The organism is Pseudomyxococcus flavus (assembly GCF_050038885.1).
Taxonomy (GTDB): Bacteria; Myxococcota; Myxococcia; order Myxococcales; family Myxococcaceae; genus Myxococcus; species Myxococcus flavus.
The window spans coordinates 1609388-1629555 of sequence record NZ_CP143624.1 but is presented as its reverse complement, the minus strand read 5'-3'; the positions used below and the strand labels follow the sequence as shown (position 1 = coordinate 1629555).

The 20168-nt window shown below is 70.5% G+C and carries 16 protein-coding genes; 7 read left to right on the top strand and 9 right to left on the bottom strand.

The window, feature by feature from the left end; genetic code table 11:
• Window positions 1-90 precede the first annotated feature (90 nt).
• Window positions 91-513: a VOC family protein gene (locus tag VZL07_RS06770; RefSeq protein ID WP_426754527.1), complete on the top strand. Its 423-nt coding sequence runs from the start codon at window positions 91-93 to the stop codon at window positions 511-513.
• A 66-nt stretch (window positions 514-579) separates the two neighbouring features.
• Here the strand turns inward: VZL07_RS06770 and VZL07_RS06765 are convergent, their stop codons facing one another.
• Together VZL07_RS06765 and VZL07_RS06760 are read right to left on the bottom strand one after the other, a co-directional pair.
• Entirely contained in the window at window positions 580-1425 is an 846-nt protein-coding gene (locus VZL07_RS06765; RefSeq protein ID WP_426754526.1) for an alpha/beta hydrolase, read from the bottom strand.
• A gap of 151 nt (window positions 1426-1576) precedes the next feature.
• The gene (locus tag VZL07_RS06760) at window positions 1577-3724 is read right to left on the bottom strand and encodes an acetolactate decarboxylase (RefSeq protein WP_426754525.1); all 2148 of its coding nucleotides are present in this window, start codon (window positions 3722-3724) and stop codon (window positions 1577-1579) included.
• On the opposite strand from VZL07_RS06760, the gene VZL07_RS06755 reads away from it, so the two are divergent.
• Complete coding sequence (locus VZL07_RS06755) at window positions 3723-4790, top strand: LysR substrate-binding domain-containing protein (protein ID WP_426754524.1); 1068 nt, start codon at window positions 3723-3725, stop codon at window positions 4788-4790. The two genes, VZL07_RS06760 and VZL07_RS06755, sit on opposite strands and share 2 nt — an antisense overlap.
• Here the strand turns inward: VZL07_RS06755 and nhaA are convergent.
• From nhaA to VZL07_RS06740, 3 genes are all read right to left on the bottom strand, one after another.
• Entirely contained in the window at window positions 4723-6144 is a 1422-nt protein-coding gene (gene nhaA, locus VZL07_RS06750) for a Na+/H+ antiporter NhaA (RefSeq protein WP_426754523.1), read from the bottom strand. The genes VZL07_RS06755 and nhaA overlap by 68 nt on opposite strands.
• 187 nt (window positions 6145-6331) lie before the next feature.
• Complete coding sequence (locus tag VZL07_RS06745) at window positions 6332-8542, bottom strand: molybdopterin cofactor-binding domain-containing protein (RefSeq protein WP_426754522.1); 2211 nt, start codon at window positions 8540-8542, stop codon at window positions 6332-6334.
• Complete coding sequence (locus VZL07_RS06740) at window positions 8539-9006, bottom strand: (2Fe-2S)-binding protein (RefSeq protein WP_426754521.1); 468 nt, start codon at window positions 9004-9006, stop codon at window positions 8539-8541. Before VZL07_RS06740 ends, VZL07_RS06745 begins: the two co-directional genes overlap by 4 nt.
• A gap of 272 nt (window positions 9007-9278) precedes the next feature.
• Between VZL07_RS06740 and VZL07_RS06735 the strand changes: the two genes are divergently transcribed.
• On the top strand, window positions 9279-10664 hold the full coding sequence (locus VZL07_RS06735; RefSeq protein ID WP_426754520.1) for an ATP-binding protein: 1386 nt from the start codon (window positions 9279-9281) through the stop codon (window positions 10662-10664).
• 28 nt (window positions 10665-10692) lie between these two features.
• On the opposite strand, the gene VZL07_RS06730 is transcribed toward VZL07_RS06735, so the two are convergent.
• The 3 genes from VZL07_RS06730 to VZL07_RS06720 form a co-directional block, all read right to left on the bottom strand.
• A complete protein-coding gene (locus VZL07_RS06730; RefSeq protein WP_426754519.1) occupies window positions 10693-12156 on the bottom strand; it encodes a hypothetical protein in 1464 nt (487 codons plus the stop codon).
• A 185-nt stretch (window positions 12157-12341) separates the two neighbouring features.
• A complete protein-coding gene (gene htpG, locus VZL07_RS06725) occupies window positions 12342-14297 on the bottom strand; it encodes a molecular chaperone HtpG (RefSeq protein ID WP_426754518.1) in 1956 nt (651 codons plus the stop codon).
• A 97-nt stretch (window positions 14298-14394) separates the two neighbouring features.
• Window positions 14395-15210 carry an endonuclease gene (locus VZL07_RS06720; protein ID WP_426754517.1) on the bottom strand — a complete coding sequence of 272 codons (816 nt, stop codon included), beginning with the start codon at window positions 15208-15210 and terminating at the stop codon, window positions 14395-14397.
• 188 nt (window positions 15211-15398) lie between these two features.
• Here VZL07_RS06720 and VZL07_RS06715 point away from each other — a divergent pair, with 188 nt between their 5' ends.
• From VZL07_RS06715 to VZL07_RS06700, 4 genes are all read left to right on the top strand, one after another.
• Complete coding sequence (locus VZL07_RS06715) at window positions 15399-17093, top strand: dipeptidyl-peptidase 3 family protein (RefSeq protein ID WP_426754516.1); 1695 nt, start codon at window positions 15399-15401, stop codon at window positions 17091-17093.
• Window positions 17094-17171: 78 nt separating this feature from the next.
• Entirely contained in the window at window positions 17172-17972 is an 801-nt protein-coding gene (locus VZL07_RS06710) for a fatty acid desaturase (protein WP_426754515.1), read from the top strand.
• Window positions 17973-18005: 33 nt separating this feature from the next.
• Window positions 18006-18995: a protein-methionine-sulfoxide reductase catalytic subunit MsrP gene (gene msrP, locus VZL07_RS06705; RefSeq protein WP_426754514.1), complete on the top strand. Its 990-nt coding sequence runs from the start codon at window positions 18006-18008 to the stop codon at window positions 18993-18995.
• Between the two features lie 11 nt (window positions 18996-19006).
• Complete coding sequence (locus tag VZL07_RS06700; RefSeq protein ID WP_426754513.1) at window positions 19007-19633, top strand: protein-methionine-sulfoxide reductase heme-binding subunit MsrQ; 627 nt, start codon at window positions 19007-19009, stop codon at window positions 19631-19633.
• Window positions 19634-19655: 22 nt separating this feature from the next.
• Here the strand turns inward: VZL07_RS06700 and VZL07_RS06695 are convergent, their stop codons facing one another.
• Entirely contained in the window at window positions 19656-20132 is a 477-nt protein-coding gene (locus VZL07_RS06695; protein WP_426754512.1) for a response regulator, read from the bottom strand.
• Window positions 20133-20168 lie beyond the last annotated feature (36 nt).

Sequence of the window (20168 nt, the reverse complement as noted above, 5' to 3'; positions counted from 1 at the left end):
GGGCGGGAAAATCTTTCTGAAAAAGGACCGATGATTTCGGGCCGGCCGGGCAGTCTAAGCCTTCGAAACCCACCTGCCCTGGAGGCGCACATGAAGGTCAGCCGTCCCCGCAAGCTCTTCCTCAACCTGCCTGTGGCCGACCTGAAGCGTTCGGTCGACTTCTTCACCAAGCTCGGCTTCGAGTTCAACAAGGACTTCACCGACGACAAGGCCACCTGCATGGTGGTGGGTGAGGACGCGTTCGTGATGCTCCTCACGGACGACCGCTTCAAGGAGTTCATCAAGAAGCCGCTGCATGATGCCACCCAGAGCACGGCCGGCACCTACGCGCTGTCGGCCAACAGCCGCGAAGAGGTCGACGAGATGGTGAAGACCGCGCTGGCCAACGGCGGCTCTCCCGCGGCCGACGCCATGGACCTCGGCTTCATGTACGGCGGCAGCTTCTACGACCCGGACGGTCACCACTGGGAGGTGGCCTGGATGGACCCGAACCAGATGCCGCCGCAGCACTAGCGAACGGAGAGCGCGTGCCGCGTGGAGCCCCAGGGCGTCCGCGCGGCACGTGGCGGTCCCCCTCGTTCACTGCGCGGCGCCGGCGGCTGCAACGGGAGGCAGCCACTTGCGCAGCACGCTGGGCGAGCTCATCCGGTAGATGTTGTCGTGGCGCAGGTCGGGCCGGGGCTCGACCTCCCACTTCAGACCGGCGGGCGCGTGCTCGCGGAGCACGTCCTTCAACCGCGCCACGGCGGGAATGATGTTCTCCTCATCGGCGGAGGATACGTAGAGCCCGGCGCGCAGGTCCGGCCGGGCCGCGAGCCTTTCGCCCGCCTCCTGCACCAGGGACTCCGCGTTCCACCAGAGGCTGGGGCTCAGCGCGAGGTACGTGTCGAACAGCTCGGGCTGGAGGAAGAAGGTCTCGACAATGAAGAGCCCCGCGAGCGACTCGCCGATGATGGCCCGCTCTTCCGTGACGCGATACCGGCGTTGGACCTCCGGTATCAGCTCGTCCTGAATGAAGGCGCGGAATGCCGCCGAGCCTCCGATGACGGGCGCCACCTCCAGGTCCGAAGGCACCGACGTCGGGCCCGTCAGGTCCCGGCGCCGCACGGTGTTCTCGATTCCCACCACCACGAGTGGCCGAAGCTCACCGGCGCGGATGGCCGAGTCGACGGTGGTGGCCACGTGCGGGAAGTCCTCCTGCAGCCCGCCATCGGGCATGTAGAGCACCGGGAAGCGTGTCTCCGCCGACGCCTCATAGCCCGGTGGCAGGTAGACGGTGATGCGGCGCGTCTCCTTCAGCTTCGCGGACTCGAGCGTGAAGGTCTGGTTCGGAGGCACGGCCTCCTGGACGACGGAGCGGGTGCTTGCGCACGCGCATCCCAGAACGAGCCACAGCAGGCTCACGCACTTCATCGCCGTTCGCATCGCAGCGTCCTCCCTTGTCCACACCGGATGTGCCCGGAATCCTGCCCGAGCTCCGCGTGCGTCGCTACCTGGGAGCATGTCCGCGGGTCAGCCGGTTCACGCCGGGAAGGCATGGCCACGGACACATGCGTCATGCCTGCGCCGGCGCGGTTCAGCGCACCTCGACGTGATGCGCGCCGTGGGGGACGGGCAGGCGCCCGAGGTGCCGCAGTGCTGGCGCTTCGTCGTCCCCCGAGGTGACGCGGAAGATCTCGATGCCACCGCCGGGCGGCTGTCCCTCCTGCTGCTGGAAGACACTGACCAGGAAGTGTCGGCCGCTCTTGTCGAAGGTGCCGCCTTCGGGGAGCACGCCTTCGAACGGGTAGTCGCCCAGCTTGCGCAGGCGTCCATCGCCCGGGCTGAACGCGAGCAGGGTGACGCTGGCGTCGCGATGAAATCGAGGGGAGTTCCGTGGGAACGCCGTGCCACGCATGTTGACGGTCGCGACCCGCAGGCCATCCGGACTGATGGCGAGTCCCTCCGCCGACAGTCCCGTGAGGACGTCTTCACCGATGCGCTGGTGACGCGCGGCCTTTCCCGCCGTGCCGACGGGCGCCAGCCGAATCACGGAGAGGCTCGACGGCGTCGTGGGGATGCGGCCCTCCAGCGTCGTCGCGGAGAAGTCCCGCCCCCAGTTGGAGGTGAGGTAGTGGCGTCCGTCGGGCGTGAAGCGGCCGACGAACGGGTCCTTGCCCACGCGCACGGGCTCGCCCCATGGGCGTACCTGGGGGACAGCGTTGGTGCCAGCCGTGAGCTCCAGGAAGACCACCCGGTCCAGGGTGTTCACATTGACCGCCAGATATCGGCCGGAGGGGTGCCATTGCACGTTGGTCGCGGTGATGCCGTGACGCGCCTTGGCCTTCTCGCCGCGAACGCCCAGCGTGTGGAGCGGCCAGCGGGAGACGGCGCCGAAGCCCTTCGGGCCGTATGCCACGAGCTGCAGCCACGCGGCTTCTTCGTCGTTCGACAGCACCGCCACCCAGCGCCCCTCGGGGTGGACCGCCAGGGCCTCGGGGAACGCGCGCATCTGCGTCGTCGCCGCGACACGCGGGGCGCCGCGCAGGTCCACGGCGGAGAGCCGGGCGCCGGGCGGCAGCTCACGCACCTGCTGCGCACCGTGGGGACGCTGGCCCAGGCGCTCAATCACGAAGGCCGTCCCTCCGTCAGGCGTGAGGGCCAGGGCTTCCGGCGCGGAGGTGACGGAGTTGGAGACCTCGACGTGTGAACGGCTCGCGCCGCCCTCCCCGAGCCGGACGAGCGTGAGCAGGTCGCGGTGCCCGTCGGCCGAGTCGGCCAGTCTCCCGGAGGCGTAGGAGTGACCGACGAAGTCGCCATCGGAGATGACGGCCAGGGTCGCCGCATCGAGGTCACGGAGAAAGTCCGGCTCCCCGGGGCCCGCTGCCGCGGGCGCGGACTGCGCTTCGTCGATGGGGGCGGCGTTGAACAGCGGGTCGTCTGGCAGGAGCAGCGACAAGGTCCGGCTGCTGTCGAGCTGGGCGGTGAGCGGGCTGGCGCGCACGTCCAGGACATGACCTCCCAGCTTCCGGTCCGCGTCCACGAAGTGGAAGTGCCAACCCGGCATGATGACCCCGGCCACATAGGTGGGAAAGCGGAAGCCCACCAGGGTGCCAGTGACGTCGTTGGCGTCGAAGACGTGCTGCTGCGCGAGGAGCGCCTGCATGGAGGGGTAGGGCGGTCGCTGGCGCGGCACGCTGCGCAGCTTCAGGTGCTGGAACCGGCCGTCGATGCGCACGGCGTGGAAGTGATTCCGCGAGCCGAGCCGCGCGTCCAGCTCCCGCGCGAAGGCGCCGAAGTCACTGACGGCGGGAAGCGTGAGCTGCCGGTCCGGAACGAAGCGCTTGAGGGTGGTGAATGGCGTGCGCGCGTCTTCCGGCAGGCGCCGCAACCGGCCCTTGACGTCGGCATGCCAGACGACGCCGTCGAGGATGATGACCTCTCCGTCCGTGGGGCTGAGCGCGCCGGTGCCGAAGTCTCCGAGCCGCAGCAGCTCGCCGAAGCGCGTGGGGCCCTCATGCACGCCCGCCATGAAGCCCGCCGCGACAGCGAGTTGGTGGACGGCGTCCTCGTTCGCGGCGCGCGCGGCCGGCCTGGCTCCGTCCCGCGCCATGCTCGCGAGCGGTGAGAGCAGCAGCAGGGCCAGCCCGGATGCGCACAGGTGGCGCCGGGCATTCCACGACGGAGGGCCGCCATGGACACGTCCGTTGGCGGCGTCACGGGAGGAGGGGGATGTATCGGGCATGGTGCGGAGCTCCTCGTTGGAACTGGCGCTGAAGCTGGCCCGCCGCGGCTCCGGGGACAATCGGGATGAAACGCATCAGAATGTTGCGTACGGTGCAGCAATGCCGTTGCTCGACACCGACCGCCTCGGCGGCATGCGCGCCTTCGTTTCCGTCGCGACCCGGCACAGCTTCGTCGCCGCCGCGGACGAGCTGGGGCTCAGCGCTTCCGCGCTCAGCCGCCGTATCGCGCAGCTGGAGCGGGCGCTCGGCTGCCGGCTGTTGCAGCGGACCACCCGGTGTGTCGCGCTCACCGAGGTGGGCGCGCTGTACCTGGAGCGCTGCCTCGACGTGCTGGCGCGCGCGGACGAGGCGGACGCGGCGGTGTCCGCGTTCTCCTCGCAGCCGCGTGGCCTGCTGCGGGTCGCCCTGCCCAACCTTTATGGCCAGCTTCGGGTCGCGCCGCTGCTGCCGGAGTTCATGCGCCGCTATCCGCTGCTCCGGCTGGAAGTGACGATGGAGGACCGCTACACCGACCTGGTCGAGCAGCGCATCGACGTGGGCGTGCGGATTGGCGACCTCCGCAGCGGCGACTACGTGGCACGCCGCCTGGCGTTGAACCGCCGCCGGCTGTGCGCGTCCCCCGACTACCTGCAGCGCAAGGGGACCCCGCGCACGCCGGCCGACCTCCGCGGGCATGCCTGCCTGCAGTTCGCACCGCAGATGAAGGAAGTCCCCTGGGTCCTGCTGAGAGGCGGACGGCGGACCCAGGTGCCCGTGGAGCCGTGGCTCCGCGTCGACAATGCCGAGGCGCTCCGGCAGGCCGCGCTCGGCGGTTGTGGCATCACGCTGCTCGCGGACTTCGTGATGGGCGCGGACCTGGAGGCGGGCCGCCTGGTCGAGGTGCTGCCCGCGTGGCGCGCGGCGGATAGCTGGGTCTGGGCGGTGTACCCGCACGCGCGCTTCCTGCCGATGAAGACGCGCGTGTTCGTCGACTTCCTGAGCGAAAGGCTGGGCGACGTCACATCGCCGTCGAGCTCTCCGCCTCGTCCGCGGACTTCGCGGCGCCGGGCCGCGGCGACTCGGTGAGCAACCACCGGCCCAGGACGAGGCCCAGTACGGCCGTGGCTCCGCTCGCGGCCAGAACGCCCAGCTTCGCGGCGGCAAGCAGCCTCGCGTCCGTGAAGGCGAGCTGCGCGATGAACAGGGCCATGGTGAAGCCGATGCCGGCGACCACGCCCAGCACCATCAGCTCCCGCATGCCCAGGCCCTGGGGCAGCGTCCCGAGCTTCAGGCGCAGCGTCAGCCAGCACGCCGCGAGCACACCCAGGGGCTTGCCCAGCATGAGCCCCGCCGCCACGGCCGTCACCACCGTCCAGGACGCGCTGTCCAGCGGCCCGCTCGAAATCGACACGCCCGCGTTGGCGAGCGCGAACACCGGCATGATGACGAACGCCACCCAGGGGTGGAGCGTGGCAATCAGGCTCTCCGAGGGAGACATGGCCTCCCGGCGCGCGAGGTTGACCCGCCGCAGCGTCTCCGCGAGGTGGTGTGACGTGAGGGACTCCGGTGGCGAGTGGGCGAGGTGCTCGAGCTCCTTGCGTGTGTCCGCGATGAAGCCGTCCGTGCCCAGCCAGGCGCGCACCGGCGTGGCGAGGCCGACGATGACGCCGGCAATCGTGGGATGAATCCCCGCGGTATAGATGCCCGCCCAGGCCACGAGCGACGGGACGACATAGGCCAGCCTCGAGCGGACCCCGAAGCGCTGCATCGCGAAGACGCCGAGGAACCCGAGCGCGGCGACGAGCAGCCCGGTGACGGACACGCCCGACGAGTAGAACAGGGCGATGACGATGATGGCGCCCAGGTCGTCGATGACGGCGAGCGCTAGCAGCAGCACGCGCAGGGCCGGAGGCACCCGGCTGCCGAGCAGGGTGAGGATGCCCACCGCGAACGCGATGTCCGTCGCCATGGGGACGCCCCAGCCGGAGCGCGTGTCGGCCTCGTTCGCGAAGAAGAGGTAGATGGCGGCTGGCGCGAGCATTCCGCCCAGGGCCGCCGCGGCGGGGAGCGCGGCGCGGCGCCACTCGGACAGCTCGCCATGGTGAATCTCCCGGCGAATCTCCATCCCCACGACGAAGAAGAAGATGACCATCAACCCGTCGTTGACGACCCACTCCAGGCTGCGCTCGAAGGTGAAGTCGCCCACGCGGATGCCCAGCGGCGTGTGCCAGAAGTGCGCGTAGCTCTCCGCCCAGGGCGAGTTCGCCCAGATGAGCGCGATGGCCGCCGCGACGAGCAGCAGGATGCCGCTGGCGGCTTCGATGCGGAGGAAGCGCTCGAGCGGCCGGCTCGCGAGCCGGGACAGGCGAAGCAGCGGCTCCCAGGCCTCGGGAGGGGCGGGCGGAAGGGGGGCATTCCCCGGAGCAGAGGCGGTCGACATGCGCAATCCCCACCGGTGGTGTCACCGGCTGGGATGGCGGCCCGACCATCCGTGTTCCTGCGGCGGGCATCGCCGCACCCTTCGTCTGCGGGCGCACCCTCCCATGGAACGGCGCGCACGTCGACCAGATGTGTCATCGGAGCCAGGGACGCGCGGGGCGGCGTGGCCTCCCGCCCGGCGGACGGGCTCAGCGCGCCGCGCGGGCCCTGGCCAGCCGCTCCGGCGTCAGGGGCAGCTCTCGCAGCCGGACGCCTGTCGCGTCGAAGACGGCGTTGCCCAGCGCGGCCGCCGAGGGGCCCTGCGAGGCCTCACCCACACCGAGGAAGGGCTCGCCGGGGCGTTCGATGAGCACGACCTCGACCGGCGGGACTTCCGAGAAGGTGAGGATGGGGTAGGTGCTCCAGTCCCGGGAGGTGATGCGCCGGGCGTCGTAGCGGACGGCTTCCTTCAGGGTCCAGCTCAGGGACTGGATGAGCCCGCCTTCGAGCTGGTTGGCGATGCCGTCCGGGTTCACCACCTCGCCCGCGTCGGCCGCCAGCACCGCGCGCAGCACCCGGATGGCCTGCGTCCGGGCGTCCACCTCCACCTCCATGCAGACGGCGCAGTAGCTCGCGAGATTCTTGTAGCGCGCGAAGCCGATACCCTGGCCGCGATTGGGCGCGCGAGGGGCCTTGCTCCAGCCGAATCGTTCCGCGGCCTTCTCGATGACGGCCCTGGCCCGCGCGTCCTGGAGCTGCCGGAGCCGGAAGGCCACCGGGTCCACCTTCGCCGCGTGGGCCAGCTCGTCCAGGAAGGACTCGATGGCGAACACGTTGGCGTAGGCGCCCAGGCCGCGGAGCGACGAGACGCGCACGGGCATCTTCGCGACGAAGTGGGTGGTCACCCGCCGGCCCGGGAAGTCATAGAGCGGAATGGCGTTCCGGTCGGCGGAGTAGTTGGGCGGTCCACCGCTCCCCGGCACGGGCATGGAGAAGGGCTCCTTCAGGGAGCGTCCCGCCAGCAGGTTTCCCGGGTGTCCCCCCGGCCGGGTGCCGTGCGGTGTGGACCAGAGCGCGTAGTCCCAGTCGAGCACGTCGCCGTTCGCGTCCACGCCCGCGCGCACCTTCATCACCATCGCGGAGCCATAGGGCTCACACGCGTGTTCGTCCTCGCGCGACCACTGCACGCGCACCGCGTGGCGGGGCAGGGCCCGGGCCAGGAGCGCGGCGTCCGCGGCGGCGTCATCCGCGCCGTTGTGGCCGTAGCAGCCCGAGCCGGGCAGGTGCTTGCCATGGACGCGCTCCACGGGAAGCTGGAGCATCCGGGCGATGGCCGCGCTGGTCTCGAAGACGCTCTGGCTATGGGTGTGCAGGGTCAGCCGCTCTCCATCCCACTCCGCCACCGCGCACGACGGGCCAATGGCCGCATGCATCTGGTAGGGCCGGTGGTAGCGCGCCTCATGCGTGTGCACGGGCGCGACGTCCGTCGCCCGCACGACGTCCTCGATGACGATGTCGCGGGACGGTTGCTCCAGGAGCCAGGTGTACGGGTCCACGGGGAGGGCTGCTCGCTCCCGCCAGCGGGCGCTCTGCGCCAGGCTCGCGGCGGCCTTGATGGCCTGCCACTCCTTTGCAGCGATGACGCCCAGGAAGTCGCCGTCGCGCACCACCTTGTGCACGCCCGGCATGCGCTCCACCTTCGCGACGTCGACCGACACGAGCGACGCGCCGTAGGAGGGCGCGCGGACGACGCGGCCGTGGACGAGGTTGGCGGGCCGGTAGTCCTGCACGAAGCTCGCCTCACCGGCAATCTTCCCCGGCAGGTCCAGGCGGGGCACGGAGCGGCCTGCCTGCCGCCGCTCGGAAGGGGCCTTGGGCCGCACGCTGCCCGTGGCCACCTGGTTCAGCGACTTGCCGCCCACCAGGCTCCAGTACGTGACGGAGGCGCCGCCGGGCGTGGCGGTGATGGTGCCGTCCTGGACGCGCAGGCGCTCCACGGGGACGCGCAGGCGTTGGCTGGCCATGCGCAGCAGGAGCGCGCGGGCCTCCGCGGCGGCATGCCGCACCGCGCTGCCACTTCCAGAGACGGAGTTGCTGCCGGCCGTGGTCCCCTCGTGGGGCGAAACGGCGGTGTCGCCGGAGATGAGGGTCAGCCGCTGAATCTCGATGTCGAGCTCGTCCGCGCAGAGCTGCGCGAGCGCCGTCAGGATGCCCTGGCCCAGCTCCACCTTGCCCGTCTTCAGCGTGACGACGCCGTTGGCGCCGATGCGCAGCCAGGCATCGAGCTGCCGGTGGCGCCGCAGGCTTCCTGGCAGTCCGGCGTCACCCGCTGGCGCTCCCAGGGCGCGTGGCCCCATGAGTGCGAAGGCCAGGACGAGCGAGCCCTGGAGCACCGAGCGGCGGCTGAGGTCTCCACTCATCGCGCCAGCTCCTCCGCCGCGCGCTGGATGGCGCGCACGATGCGGTTGTGCGAGCCGCACCGGCACAGGTTCGCGTCCAGGGCCGCGTGAATCTGGGCTTCGGTGGGGCGCGGCGTGTGCTTCAGCAGGGCCGCCGCGGTCATGACCATGCCGGGGATGCAGTAGGCGCACTGTCCGGCCTGCTCGGCCACGAAGGCGCGCAGGAGCGCGTGCGGCTTCCCGTCCTCCGCGCGGAGGCCCTCCACCGTGGTGAGCGTCCGCTCGCTCAGGGAAGCCGCCGGGACGACGCAGGAGCGCAGCGGCGTGCCGTTGCTCAGCACGGTGCAGGCGCCACACTGCCCCACGCCGCAGCCATAGCGGGCACCGTGGAGGCCCAGTTCGTCGCGCAGGACGTAGAGGAGCGGCGTGTCGTCCTCGGCGTCGATGGCGTGCTGGGTGCCGTTGACGTTCAGCGTGAAGGCCATGGCGCGCGTTCCTCCCGGCGCCCGTGTGGGCCGCGCCGGGCGATGGTGGGCTTCGAAGCCTAGCGCAAGGACGCGAAGGGGGCCGGTGGATGTGTCCCGTGGCCGCGATAGCCGGGGCCCGAGGCACCACGCCGTGCAGCAGTGCACATCCCACGGACGTGCGAGCAGTCTGGGTAATGGATGCGTCTCGACGATGTGCCGGGGAATGTGGCGCGGGAGTGTCCGTTGGTGTCACGCATCGGGTAGGGTTCTGCTTCCCTTGGAGGGGTGCGATGCGGTTGCGGACCTTCCTCACCCTTGGAGCAGTCCTCCTCGCGGTTCTGGGACTGGGGTCGGCGGGTGGTCTCTTCTGGATGACGACCCTGCTTCAGCGTCAGACCACCAGCCTCATCGACGCGGCGGAACGGGTGCGCGCGGCGGCGGAGCTGGAAATCACGCTGCTGCTGCTGCAGTACGCCCACGAAGTGGAGCGCATCGGGACCTACAACCGGCTGGGCCCCGACATGAGCGTGGAGGAGCTGCTGGGCGAGGTGCCCGAGCGGCTCGCGCACGTCGAGCTGTACACGGAGACGGAGGCGGAGCGAGGGCTGGTGGCGGCTTCGCGCGCCAACGTCGAGGCGTACCTGAGCGCTCCAGAGGGCGAGCGGCGTGCGCGCCTGGCGCAGGCCATCGACTCGACGCGCGCGGTGATGGATTCGAGCATCGCCCGGGCCCGGACGGCGCGCGATGACGCGCAGGCGGTGCGGAGAACCGGGCGGCTCATCGGCACGCTGCTCGCCGTCTCGGTCCTGACGGGGGTGGTGCTCTTCCTGGCCATTGCCCAGACGCGCATCTACCGGCCGCTGGTCTCCATCCGCCGCGCGCTGAGCGCCTTCAAGGCGGGCCGGCGCGAATCGCGCGTGAGCCGGGAGGGGCCTCCGGAGCTGCAGGAGATTGGCGCGGAGTTCAACGACATGGCGGAGACCGTCACGAGCCAGGATGCGCGGCAGCTCCAGTTCCTGGCGGGGGTGGCGCACGACCTGCGCACGCCGTTGAACGCGCTGAAGCTGTCCGCGCAGATGTTGCTGCGGGCGAAGACGTTGCCTCCGCCGGAGAAGGTCCGCGACTCGCTGGTGCGCATCTCCAACCAGGTCGACCGGCTGGAGCGCATGGTGGGGGACCTGCTGGACCGGACGCGCATCGAGGCGGGGAACCTGGAGCTGCGGCTGGAGGACTGCGACTTGCGCGCGCTGGTGGAGGAGGTCGTCGAGCTGCACCGGCCGTCGAGCGAGCTGCACCGGCTCGAGTATTCGGTGCCGGAGGCGCCCGTGCGGTGGCGCTGTGACTCGACGCGGCTGGCGCAGGTGCTCACGAACCTGGTGAGCAACGCCATCAAGTACTCGCCCAAGGGTGGGGTGGTGACGCTGCGGCTCGAGTCGACGGAGGGAGAGGTGGTGGTCGCCGTGACGGACGAGGGCGTGGGCATCGCGCCGGAGGACATCGGCAGTCTCTTCGAGCCCTTCAAGCGGAGCCGAGCGGCGGCGAAGGACATTCCGGGCGTGGGGCTGGGGCTCTCCGTCTCGCGCCGCATCGCGCGGGCGCACGGTGGGGACATCGAGGTGGAGAGCCGCGCCGGCGTCGGCTCCACGTTCCGGCTGCGCCTGCCACGCCCCGGGTAGGGCCGGGGCGTGGGCGCGGGCCGTCAGGTCACTTGATGGGCGTGGCCGTGTGGACCGGCTGCCCCCCGGGCACCCCCGGCCGGGTCGGCACGGTCAACACGCGCGTCATGCCGGCGTAGGGGCCTGGCTGGCGGCCGTTCCCCACGCTGGTGAGCAGCCGCAGCGACAGGACCGAGTGCCCCTCCAGGGACACGTCCCGGCGCTCCACCAGCTCGCGCATGGGCACGTCCACCGAGCCCACGAGCTCGCTGCCCTGCGGGCCATCCATGTACACGTGGAAGCTCACGCGCCGCTCGTCGAAGGCGTTCGCGACGGCGACGAACTCGGCGTCATAGGCCGTGTAGATGCCGTTGCGCCCCTGCGTCGTCAGGTGGAGGCCGTCCGGGTGGTGGACCTCCACGCGGAGCTGCGGGCGGTTCTCCTGGGGGATGCTCAGGGCCAGGTCCACCATCAGGTCATAATTCTGACGCCGCTGGGCCATCTGGCTCACCCGGTTGGCCAGCCGCGTGAAGACGGCATTGCTGGAGCCCACCCAGGCCCGGCCGTTCGGACGCCCCGGCGTGACCATCAGCGAGCGCAGGACGATGCGGTAGGGCCGCAGCTGCACGCGCTCCAGTTGGTGCGTGGCATAGCCATCGTCCTGTCCCGTGCGCAGCGCGACGTGGTACGCGTCCGCCGCGCCGTTCCAGTCCTGGCTCGCGATCCGCTGCTCGGCCAGGCCCATGTGGCGCACGTACTCCTCCAGCGGCGCGGCCCGGCCACCCTGGCGCAGGCTCAGCGCGGCGGCATAACTCTGCTGCGCGCGCCCCCAGTCGTGCTGCGCCCGCGCGGCGTCCCCCTCGCGCGACAGCCGCTCCACCTCCTCGGTGACGAAGTGCTCGTACTCGGCGGCGATGTTCTGCGCCCACGCCGACGCGGAGGCGTCCAGCCGCAGCACCAGCTGCGCCAGCTCGTGCGCCGCGATGAAGTTGCCGTCGTGCAGGGACTGGTCCGCCTGGACACGCCCCTGCGTGATGACGATGCGCCGCACGTCCTCCGCGCGCGTCGTCACCTCCGGCGCCTGGGACAGCTGCAGCGCCCGGTCCATCAACGAGACGGCATCCACGTACTGTCCCTGCTGCGCCTGGGTGACGGCCGTGTCCAGCTGCCCCAGCGCCACCTGCAGCGCCGCGTGCGCGCGGAACGTCGCAATCTCCGCGTTGCCTGGCTCCACGGAGAGGGCGAAGTCGGACTCCGCGAGCGCGCAGCCCCAGTCATTCACCTGGGCGCACGTCTGGGCGCGCTGCTGCGCGTCCTGGAGCGCCTTGGAGCGGGCCGCGTCGAACTTGACCTTGAGCTCTGGGTTGTCCGGCTCGCTCGTCAAGGCCTGCCGGTAGGACGTGTACGCGGCCTTCCAGTCACCCACGGCCGCGGCGCGGTCTCCTGTCTTCTCGTGCGCGGCGCACGCACCCAGGACCACGGCGGCGATCAACCCCAGAACCACTCGCTTCATGTCGACGGACTCCCCTCGGTATGCCGGGGACGATAGCCGACGGACACCCGGGAAGCCGATCCCCCTCCCGGGTCGGAAATGCCCCGCGTGGGCCGGGTGCCTGGTGTGGGCTGCCAGGCACCCCGAGGCCGCTCGCTCGGCCGGGGCGCTCTCTCGTAGTCAGAGGGAGCGCCAGGGCCGGCGCCTCAGCTCGCCGTGGACGCCGCTGCCGCAGGGGCCGGCGCCGCCGCCAGGGCCGCCACCTGCGTCAGCAGCCCCGTCATGCGGCGGGCGAAGCGGTTGGGGTCGGCGATGGTGCTGCCCTCGGTGAGCAGCGCCTGGTCGTGCAGCAGCTCGATCCACTCCGACACCTGGGCCGCGGACGGGTCGCGGTCGTGAACGGCCTTGAGGTGCTCGATGACGGGGTGCTTCGGGTTCACCTCCAGGATGCGCTTCACGCGCGGCACGCCCAGGCCCCGGCCGCGCTGCTGGAGCAGGCGCTCCAGGTAGGCCGGCGAGCCGCCCTCGGGGACGACGAGGCACACGGGCGAGTCCGTGAGGCGGTCCGACACGCGCACCTCGCGCACCGACTCCTGGAGCACGTCCTTCATCTTCTCCGTGAGCGTCTTCAGCCCCTCGGCGTGCTGCTCCTGCGCCTTCTTCTCCTCGTCCGTGGACTGGAGCTTCAGGTCCGCCTGGAGCGCGGAGACCAGCGGCTTGCCCTGGAACTCGCGCAGGCCCTGTGCGGCCCACTCGTCCACCGGGTCCGTCATGTAGAGGACCTCGAAGCCGCGCTGCTTCAGCGCCTCCAGGTGGGGGCTGTCCGCCACCGCCTTCCGGGACTCGCCGTAGACGTAATAGATGGCCTCCTGGCCCTCCTTCATGCGGCCCACGTAGTCGGCGAGCGAGGTGAGGCCCTCCTCGCGCGAGCTCTCGTAGCGCAGCAGCCCGCCCAGCTTGTCCTTGTGCTCCGCCTCCGTGGCGAGGCCCTCCTTCAGCACCGTGCCGAAGGCCTTCCAGAAGGTGAGGTAGTCGTCCGCCTTGTCCTTGGCCAGCTTCTCCAGCAGGTCCAGCGACTTCTTCACCACGTGCTTGCGGATGGCGCGCACCACCTGCGAGTCCTGGAGCAGCTCGCGCGACACGTTGAGCGGCAGGTCATCCGAGTCGATGACGCCGCGCACGAAGCGCAGCCACTGCGGCACCAGCTCCTCGCAGCGGTCCATGATGAACACGCGCTTGACGAACAGCCGCACCCCGCGCTGCTGCTGCGCGTCCAAATCGAATGGCGGGTGCTTGGGCACGAAGAGCAGGCCGGTGAACTGGGTGTTGCCGTCGGCCTTGAAGTGCGTCCACGCCAGCGGCGCTTCCCAGTCGTGCGTCAGGTGCTTGTAGAACTCCTGGTACTGCTCGTCGGTGATGTCGGACTTCGCGCGCTGCCACAGGGCGCTGGCCTTGTTGACCACCTCGAGCGAGGTCTCCGTCTTCGCGTCGTCGCCCGTCCCCGTCGTCTTGCTCACCTGGAGCTTGATGGGGTGGCCCACGTAGTCGGAGTACTGCGTAATCAGCGAGCGCAGGCGCCACTCACCCAGGAACTCCTTCTGGTCCTCCTTCAGGTGCAGGGTGATGGCGGTACCGCGTGCGGTGCGCTCGGCGGGCTCCACCGTGAAGGAGCCCTTCGCCTCGGACGTCCACCGCCAGGCGGACTGGCCCTGACCGGCGGCGCGGCTGACCACCTCCACCCGGTCCGCGACCAGGTAGGCGCTGTAGAAGCCCACGCCGAACTGGCCGATGAGCTGCACGTCCTTCTGGCCCTTCTGGGCCAGGGCCTCGAGGAACTCCCGCGAGCCGGAGTGGGCGATGGTGCCCAGGTTCTTCACCAGCTCGTCATGCGTCATGCCGATGCCGGTGTCCTCGATGGTGAGGGTGCCCTTGGCCTCGTCGGGGATGAGGCGCAGCTCCAGGGACGGCTCGTCCGCCAGCAGCTCCGGCTCCGTAATCGCGCGGAACCGGAGCTTGTCGAGCGCGTCGGATGCGTTCGACACCAGCTCGCGGAGAAAAATCTCCTTGTGGCTGTAGAGCGAGTTGATGACCAGGCTGAGGAGCTGGTTGATTTCCGCCTGGAAGGCGTGGGTCTCCCGCTGGGGGGCGTTCTCGACGGTCATGTGAAAAGGGCCTCCGGGGCGCCCGGTGGGGCGCCAGCGTCGCTCTCCCTTAACCATGGAAAAGGGCTTGTCGAGCCCGGCCCGGTCGCCCGGCCGCTCAGGGGCGGGTGTGCTGGTAGTTCACGCCGTGGTTGTTGTCCCAGTACGTCAGGCCGGAGACCTCGTAGCGCACGGCGTAGAGCACCACGTTGCCCGTGAGGCCGGGGATGTGGGCCTGCCAGCGCTCCACGTTCTGGACGTTGGGGCTGGAGATGTAGGCGTAGCCGGACGTGTAACCGGGGACGTAGGACGCGGGCGCCTCGTGCACGGTGGCCCAGCCGTCCGTGGAGTACACCACCGTCACGTTCTTGGTGTAGTCCAGGTTCTTCACGTCGATGGCGATGTCCAGGTCGCCGTTGTCCCGCCAGAAGCTGGAGGCCACCAGGACCTGCGTCTGGCGCAGATAGGGCCCGTCGTTGCGGCCCAGGTGGTGGTTGTTGCCCAGGTTGTTGTCCCAGTACGTCTGGCCATTCACGGTGTACTTCGCCGCGAACACCAGGTCGCGCGTGGGCTGCGGGTCCACGCCCCAGCTCGCGTACATCCGCGTCACCTTCCAATACTCACGGCCGGTGGACCCGCTGCCCGCGGGGCCCGCGTAGGATGCCTCCAGCTCCGTCCAGGTGCCGTCCGGCTGCTGCATGACGACGCCGACCTGCTTCTCGTAGCCCAGGTTCTTCACCAGCAGGGTGATGGAGACGTCCTGCCACGTCTGGCCATAGCGGGAGCTCACGGTGCTGACCGCCTTCTGGACCAGGACTTCCTCATCCGCGTGGGCCGGGGTGGCGGTGAAGCCCAGGGCCAGCATGGCGAGCGCGCCGAGCAGGGCCTGCCAGCGGAAGGGGGACGCTGTGGGGATTCGGGAGGAGGGCGTCATCAGGGGCCTCGAAGGTGGAAGGCGTGCGGGGATGCTGCCGCCAGGGCCTGGGACATCCAGGCGCGCGCATGCTGGCATACGCCCCTGACTTCCGGTTGTGCTCGAATAGCCGTGAAATGTTGGAAGGTTGTTTTTCAGATGTGAGGAAGGCTGGGAGGTCGCGGCTGGGTTGGAGTAGGGAAGGGGACATGAACCGTACCCTCCTGTCCCTGCTCGGCGCGGCGCTGCTGTCCGGTGCCGCCTCCGCCGCGGAGAAGACGCCGCCCGCCCGTTTCCCGGATGCCGCGGAGCTCCAGCGCCAGACAGCGCGCTTCGCCCCGGTGGAGCTCCGGGTCGACCTCTCGGCGCTGCCCGAGTCCGAGCGCCGCGCCCTGGCCCGCATCGTCCAGGCCTCGAAGCTGATGGACGCGCTCTTCCTGCGCCAGCGCTGGGCGGGCAACGAGACGCTGCTCCTGGACCTGGTGCGGGACACCACCCCGCTGGGCCGCGCGCGGCTGCAGGCGTTCCTCCTGGACAAGGGGCCCTGGAGCAGCCTCGACGAGGCGCGGCCCTTCATCCCGGGCGTGCCGGCCAAGCCCGCGTCCGCGAACTTCTACCCCGCTGGCGCCACCAAGGCGGAGGTGGAGGCGTGGGTGAAGTCGCTGCCCGAGGCGCAGCAGAAGGAGGCCACCGGCTTCTACACCACCATCCGCCGCGGTCCGGACGGCCGCTTCATCGCCGTGCCCTACAGCGTGGAGTACCAGGGCGAGCTGGCCCAGGCCGCCGCGCTGCTGCGCGAGGCCGCGGCGCTCACCCAGCAGCCCACGCTGAAGAAGTTCCTCACCTCGCGCGCGGACGCGTTCCTCTCCAACGACTACTACGCCAGCGAGGTGGCGTGGATGGAGCTGGACGCCAGCGTCGAGCCCACCATCGGGCCCTACGAGGTCTACGAGGACGAGTGGTTCAACTACAAGGCCGCCTTCGAGGCCTTCGTGGGCCTGCGCGACGACGCGGAGACGCAGAAGCTGGCGAAGTTCAGCAGCCAGCTCCAGGGGCTGGAGGACAACCTCCCCATCGACCCGAAGATGCGCAACCCGAAGCTGGGCGCCATGGCGCCCATCCGCGTCATCAACAGCCTGTTCTCCTCGGGAGATGGCAACCGCGGCGTGCAGACGGCCGCCTTCAACCTGCCCAACGACGAGCGGGTGACGGAGAAGATGGGCTCCAAGCGCGTGATGCTGAAGAACGTGCAGGAGGCCAAGTTCGAGCGCGTGCTGCTGCCCATCGCCAAGGTGGCGCTCACCCCGCGGGACCAGAAGGACGTCTCCTTCGATGCCTTCTTCACCCACATCCTGATGCACGAGCTGATGCACGGCCTGGGCCCCAGCAACATCACCGTGGGCGGCAAGGCCACCACGGTGCGCAAGGAGCTCCAGGCGGCCTCCAGCGCCATCGAGGAGGCGAAGGCGGACATCTCCGGCCTGTGGGCGCTCCAGCGCCTGGTGGACACCGGCGTCATCGACAAGTCGCTGGAGCGCACCATGTACACCACGTTCCTGGCGTCCGCGTTCCGCTCCATCCGCTTCGGCATCGACGAGGCGCACGGCAAGGGCATTGCCCTCCAGCTCAACCACTTCCTCGACACCGGCGCGGTGAAGGTGAACGCGGACGGCACCTTCTCCGTGGTGCCGGCGAAGATGAAGCAGTCCGTCACCTCGCTGACGAAGCAGCTCATGGAGATTCAGGGCCGGGGCGACAGGAAGGCCGCCGAGGCGCTGCTGGCGAAGCAGGGCGTGGTGCGTCCTCCCGTCCAGCGCGTGCTGGACCGGCTCCAGGGCGTACCGGTGGACATCGAGCCCCGCTACGTCACCGCCGAGGAGCTGGTCCGCGACGTGAAGAAGTAGCCACCCGCGCCTCGTCCCGGTCCGCCGCCCGGTTTTTCCCGTGCGCGGCGGGCCGACGATGCCCAGAAAGCAGGAGAGATGGAGACTCCAGCCCGCCAGCTCCGTCCAGCCCCTCCCGGTCCCTGGGGCATCGTCATCGCGCTCGTCGTCATGAGCGCCTGGGGCGGACACCTCGCCTGGACGCTGACGCGGGCGGAGCTGCCCTGGGTGGAGCCGCTCACCTGGCTGCACGTCGCCCTCCAGGCGTGGCTGTGCACGGGGCTCTTCATCACCGGACATGACGCCATGCACGGCACCGTGTCCGGCCGGCGCTGGGTGAACGAGGCCGTGGGCACGGTCGCCTGCTTCCTCTTCGCGGGCCTGTCCTACCGGCGGCTGGTGGTGAACCACCGCGCCCACCATGCGCGGCCCACCAGCGAGGACGACCCGGACTTCTCCACCCACAGCCAGTCCTTCTGGCCCTGGCTGGGCACCTTCATGGCCCGCTACACCACGCTGCCGCAAATCGGGGTGATGGCGGCCAAGTTCAACGTGCTGCTCTTCCTGGGCGTGTCCCAGCCGCGCATCCTCGTCTTCTGGGTGCTGCCCTCGGTGCTGGGCACGCTGCAGCTCTTCTACTTCGGCACCTACCTGCCGCACCGGCGACCGGAGACGCCGGACATGGCGCCGCACCACGCGCGCACGTTGCCGCGCAACCACCTGTGGGCCCTGCTGTCCTGCTTCTTCTTCGGCTACCACTGGGAGCACCACGCGTCGCCCGGCACGCCCTGGTGGCGGCTGTGGCGCCTGAAGGACGCCCGCGCCCACGAGGCCGCCCTGACGCAGGCCGCCGCGCCGGGCGCCGGAGCGCTCCCGGGACAGGAAGGCGCCGCACGGTAACGCCTCGCGGGCCTGGGCCGTTATACAGGGGCCATGAGTGACAAGCCGCCCGCCGAGCCCCCCAGCTCCGAAGTCACGCCCGAGAAGACCTACCTGCGCCGGCGCGAGCTGCTCAAGAACGCGGGCCTCTTCGCCGGGACGGCCGTCGCCGTGGCGGGGGGGCTGCACCTGCTGGGGCGCAAGCGGACGCGGCCCATGGACCGCTTCGTCCCGGACGCGGGGTTGGCGGCGTTGCCGGTGGCGAAGGTGGGCGGCCCCTACGACACGGACGAGCCGCGCACGCCCTACGAGGACGTCACCACCTACAACAACTTCTACGAGTTCGGCTTCGACAAGAGCGACCCGGCGCGCTTCGCGCACACGCTGAAGCCCCGGCCGTGGAGCGTCGTCATCGACGGCGAGGTGCACAGGCCGCAGACGGTGGACGTGGCGCAGCTCACGTCCTGGTTCCCGCTGGAGGAGCGCGTCTACCGCATGCGCTGCGTGGAGGCCTGGTCCATGGTGATTCCGTGGCTGGGCTTCCCGCTGGCGTCACTGCTCCAACGCGTGGAGCCCACCAGCCACGCGAAGTACGTCGCGTTCACCACGCTGCTGGACCCGGAGCAGATGCCCGGCCAGCGCCGCGCCCTGCTGGACTGGCCCTACACCGAAGGGCTGCGCCTGGACGAGGCCCTGCATCCGCTCACGCTGCTGGCGACGGGGCTCTACGGGCGGCAGCTGCCCAACCAGAACGGCGCGCCGCTGCGGCTGGTGGTGCCGTGGAAGTACGGCTTCAAGGGCATCAAGTCCATCGTCCGAATCTCGCTCACCCGCGAGGAGCCGATGACGACCTGGCGCCTGGCCGCGCCGCGCGAGTACGGCTTCTACGCCAACGTGAATCCCGCCGTGCCCCACCCGCGCTGGAGCCAGGCCACCGAGCGCCGCATCGGTGACTTCGAGCGCCGGCCCACGCTGCCCTTCAACGGCTACGCGGAGCAGGTGGCGCACCTCTACACCGGCATGGACCTGCGCCGGTTCTACTGAGTCCTCGCGCCATGGCCTCGTCCCCGTACCCCTGGCTCAACCCCGCGCTCGTCGTGGGCGGCCTGTCACCGCTGCTGTTGCTCGCCGTCCAAGGCCCCCGGGGCGAGCTGGGCCCCAATGCCATCGAAGCCGCGCTGCACCAGACGGGGCTGCTCGCGCTGGTGCTGCTGCTGGCGTCGCTGGCGTGTACGCCGCTGCGGCTGGTGGCGGGGTGGACGTGGCCCGCGCGCGTGCGCCGCACGCTGGGCCTGCTGGCCTTCACCTACGCGGTGGGCCACTTCCTCGTGTACGCGTTGCTGGATCAGGGGCTGGCCTGGGGCACGCTGTGGGCGGACGTCACCGAGCGGCCCTTCATCACCGTGGGCTTCGCCGCGCTGGTGCTCCTGGTGCCCCTGGCCGTCACGTCCACGAACACGTGGGTTCGGCGGCTCGGCTTTCCGCGCTGGCAGCGGCTGCACCGGCTGGCCTACGTGGCCGCGGCGCTGGGCGTGGTGCACTTCGTGTGGCGGGTGAAGAAGGACGCCACCGAGCCACTCGTCTACGGCGCCGTGCTGGCGCTGCTGCTCGCCATCCGCGTGGGAGAGGCGATACGCAAACGCCGGGCCCGCGCCGCCGCGGCGGCCCGGAACCCGGCGTGAGAAGCCGCGTCCGCGCGGTGGGCTACTTGCGCGGCAGCGGGAGGATGGTGTCCACCAGCGTCATCAGCTGCGCGCAGCTCACCGGCTTGCGCACGAAGGCGCTGATGCCGGCCTTCTGACCCAGGGCGCGCACCTCCGCCACGTTCGGGTCACCCGTCATCATCAGGATGGGGACCTTGGCCAGCCTGGGGTTGCTGCTGGCGCGAATCTGCGCGGCGAAGTCCGCGCCGTTCATCCCGTCCATGTGGAAGTCGGTGAGGACCAGGTCCACCGGCTCCGCTTCCGACACCTTCAGGCCTTCCTCGGCGGACTCCGCCTCGAGGAACTCGAAGTTGCGGGCCATGAGGTAGATCTTCAGCAGCGTGCGGATGGAGCGGCTGTCGTCCACCAGCAGCACGCGCTGCGGCGTGGTGCCCGCGGCGGGGCGCGCCCCCAGGGGACGGGTCGTCTCCGTCGTGGAGCGGATGGGGAGGGGCTCGGGGAGGGTTCCGGCCTTCATCGGATCATCAACCTCAAGTGGGGCAGTTCCCCTGCG

Excerpts from the sequence above, each read along its gene's own strand:
- VZL07_RS06770 (WP_426754527.1), top strand. The coding sequence starts at position 91 with ATGAAGGTCAGCCGTCCCCGCAAGCTCTTCCTCAACCTGCCTGTGGCC.
- VZL07_RS06765 (WP_426754526.1), bottom strand. The coding sequence starts at position 1,425 with ATGCGAACGGCGATGAAGTGCGTGAGCCTGCTGTGGCTCGTTCTGGGA.
- VZL07_RS06755 (WP_426754524.1), top strand. The coding sequence starts at position 3,723 with ATGGTGCGGAGCTCCTCGTTGGAACTGGCGCTGAAGCTGGCCCGCCGC.
- VZL07_RS06760 (WP_426754525.1), bottom strand. The coding sequence starts at position 3,724 with ATGCCCGATACATCCCCCTCCTCCCGTGACGCCGCCAACGGACGTGTC.
- nhaA (WP_426754523.1), bottom strand. The coding sequence starts at position 6,144 with ATGTCGACCGCCTCTGCTCCGGGGAATGCCCCCCTTCCGCCCGCCCCT.
- VZL07_RS06745 (WP_426754522.1), bottom strand. The coding sequence starts at position 8,542 with ATGAGTGGAGACCTCAGCCGCCGCTCGGTGCTCCAGGGCTCGCTCGTC.
- VZL07_RS06740 (WP_426754521.1), bottom strand. The coding sequence starts at position 9,006 with ATGGCCTTCACGCTGAACGTCAACGGCACCCAGCACGCCATCGACGCC.
- VZL07_RS06735 (WP_426754520.1), top strand. The coding sequence starts at position 9,279 with ATGCGGTTGCGGACCTTCCTCACCCTTGGAGCAGTCCTCCTCGCGGTT.
- VZL07_RS06730 (WP_426754519.1), bottom strand. The coding sequence starts at position 12,156 with ATGAAGCGAGTGGTTCTGGGGTTGATCGCCGCCGTGGTCCTGGGTGCG.
- htpG (WP_426754518.1), bottom strand. The coding sequence starts at position 14,297 with ATGACCGTCGAGAACGCCCCCCAGCGGGAGACCCACGCCTTCCAGGCG.
- VZL07_RS06720 (WP_426754517.1), bottom strand. The coding sequence starts at position 15,210 with ATGACGCCCTCCTCCCGAATCCCCACAGCGTCCCCCTTCCGCTGGCAG.
- VZL07_RS06715 (WP_426754516.1), top strand. The coding sequence starts at position 15,399 with ATGAACCGTACCCTCCTGTCCCTGCTCGGCGCGGCGCTGCTGTCCGGT.
- VZL07_RS06710 (WP_426754515.1), top strand. The coding sequence starts at position 17,172 with ATGGAGACTCCAGCCCGCCAGCTCCGTCCAGCCCCTCCCGGTCCCTGG.
- msrP (WP_426754514.1), top strand. The coding sequence starts at position 18,006 with ATGAGTGACAAGCCGCCCGCCGAGCCCCCCAGCTCCGAAGTCACGCCC.
- VZL07_RS06700 (WP_426754513.1), top strand. The coding sequence starts at position 19,007 with ATGGCCTCGTCCCCGTACCCCTGGCTCAACCCCGCGCTCGTCGTGGGC.
- VZL07_RS06695 (WP_426754512.1), bottom strand. The coding sequence starts at position 20,132 with ATGAAGGCCGGAACCCTCCCCGAGCCCCTCCCCATCCGCTCCACGACG.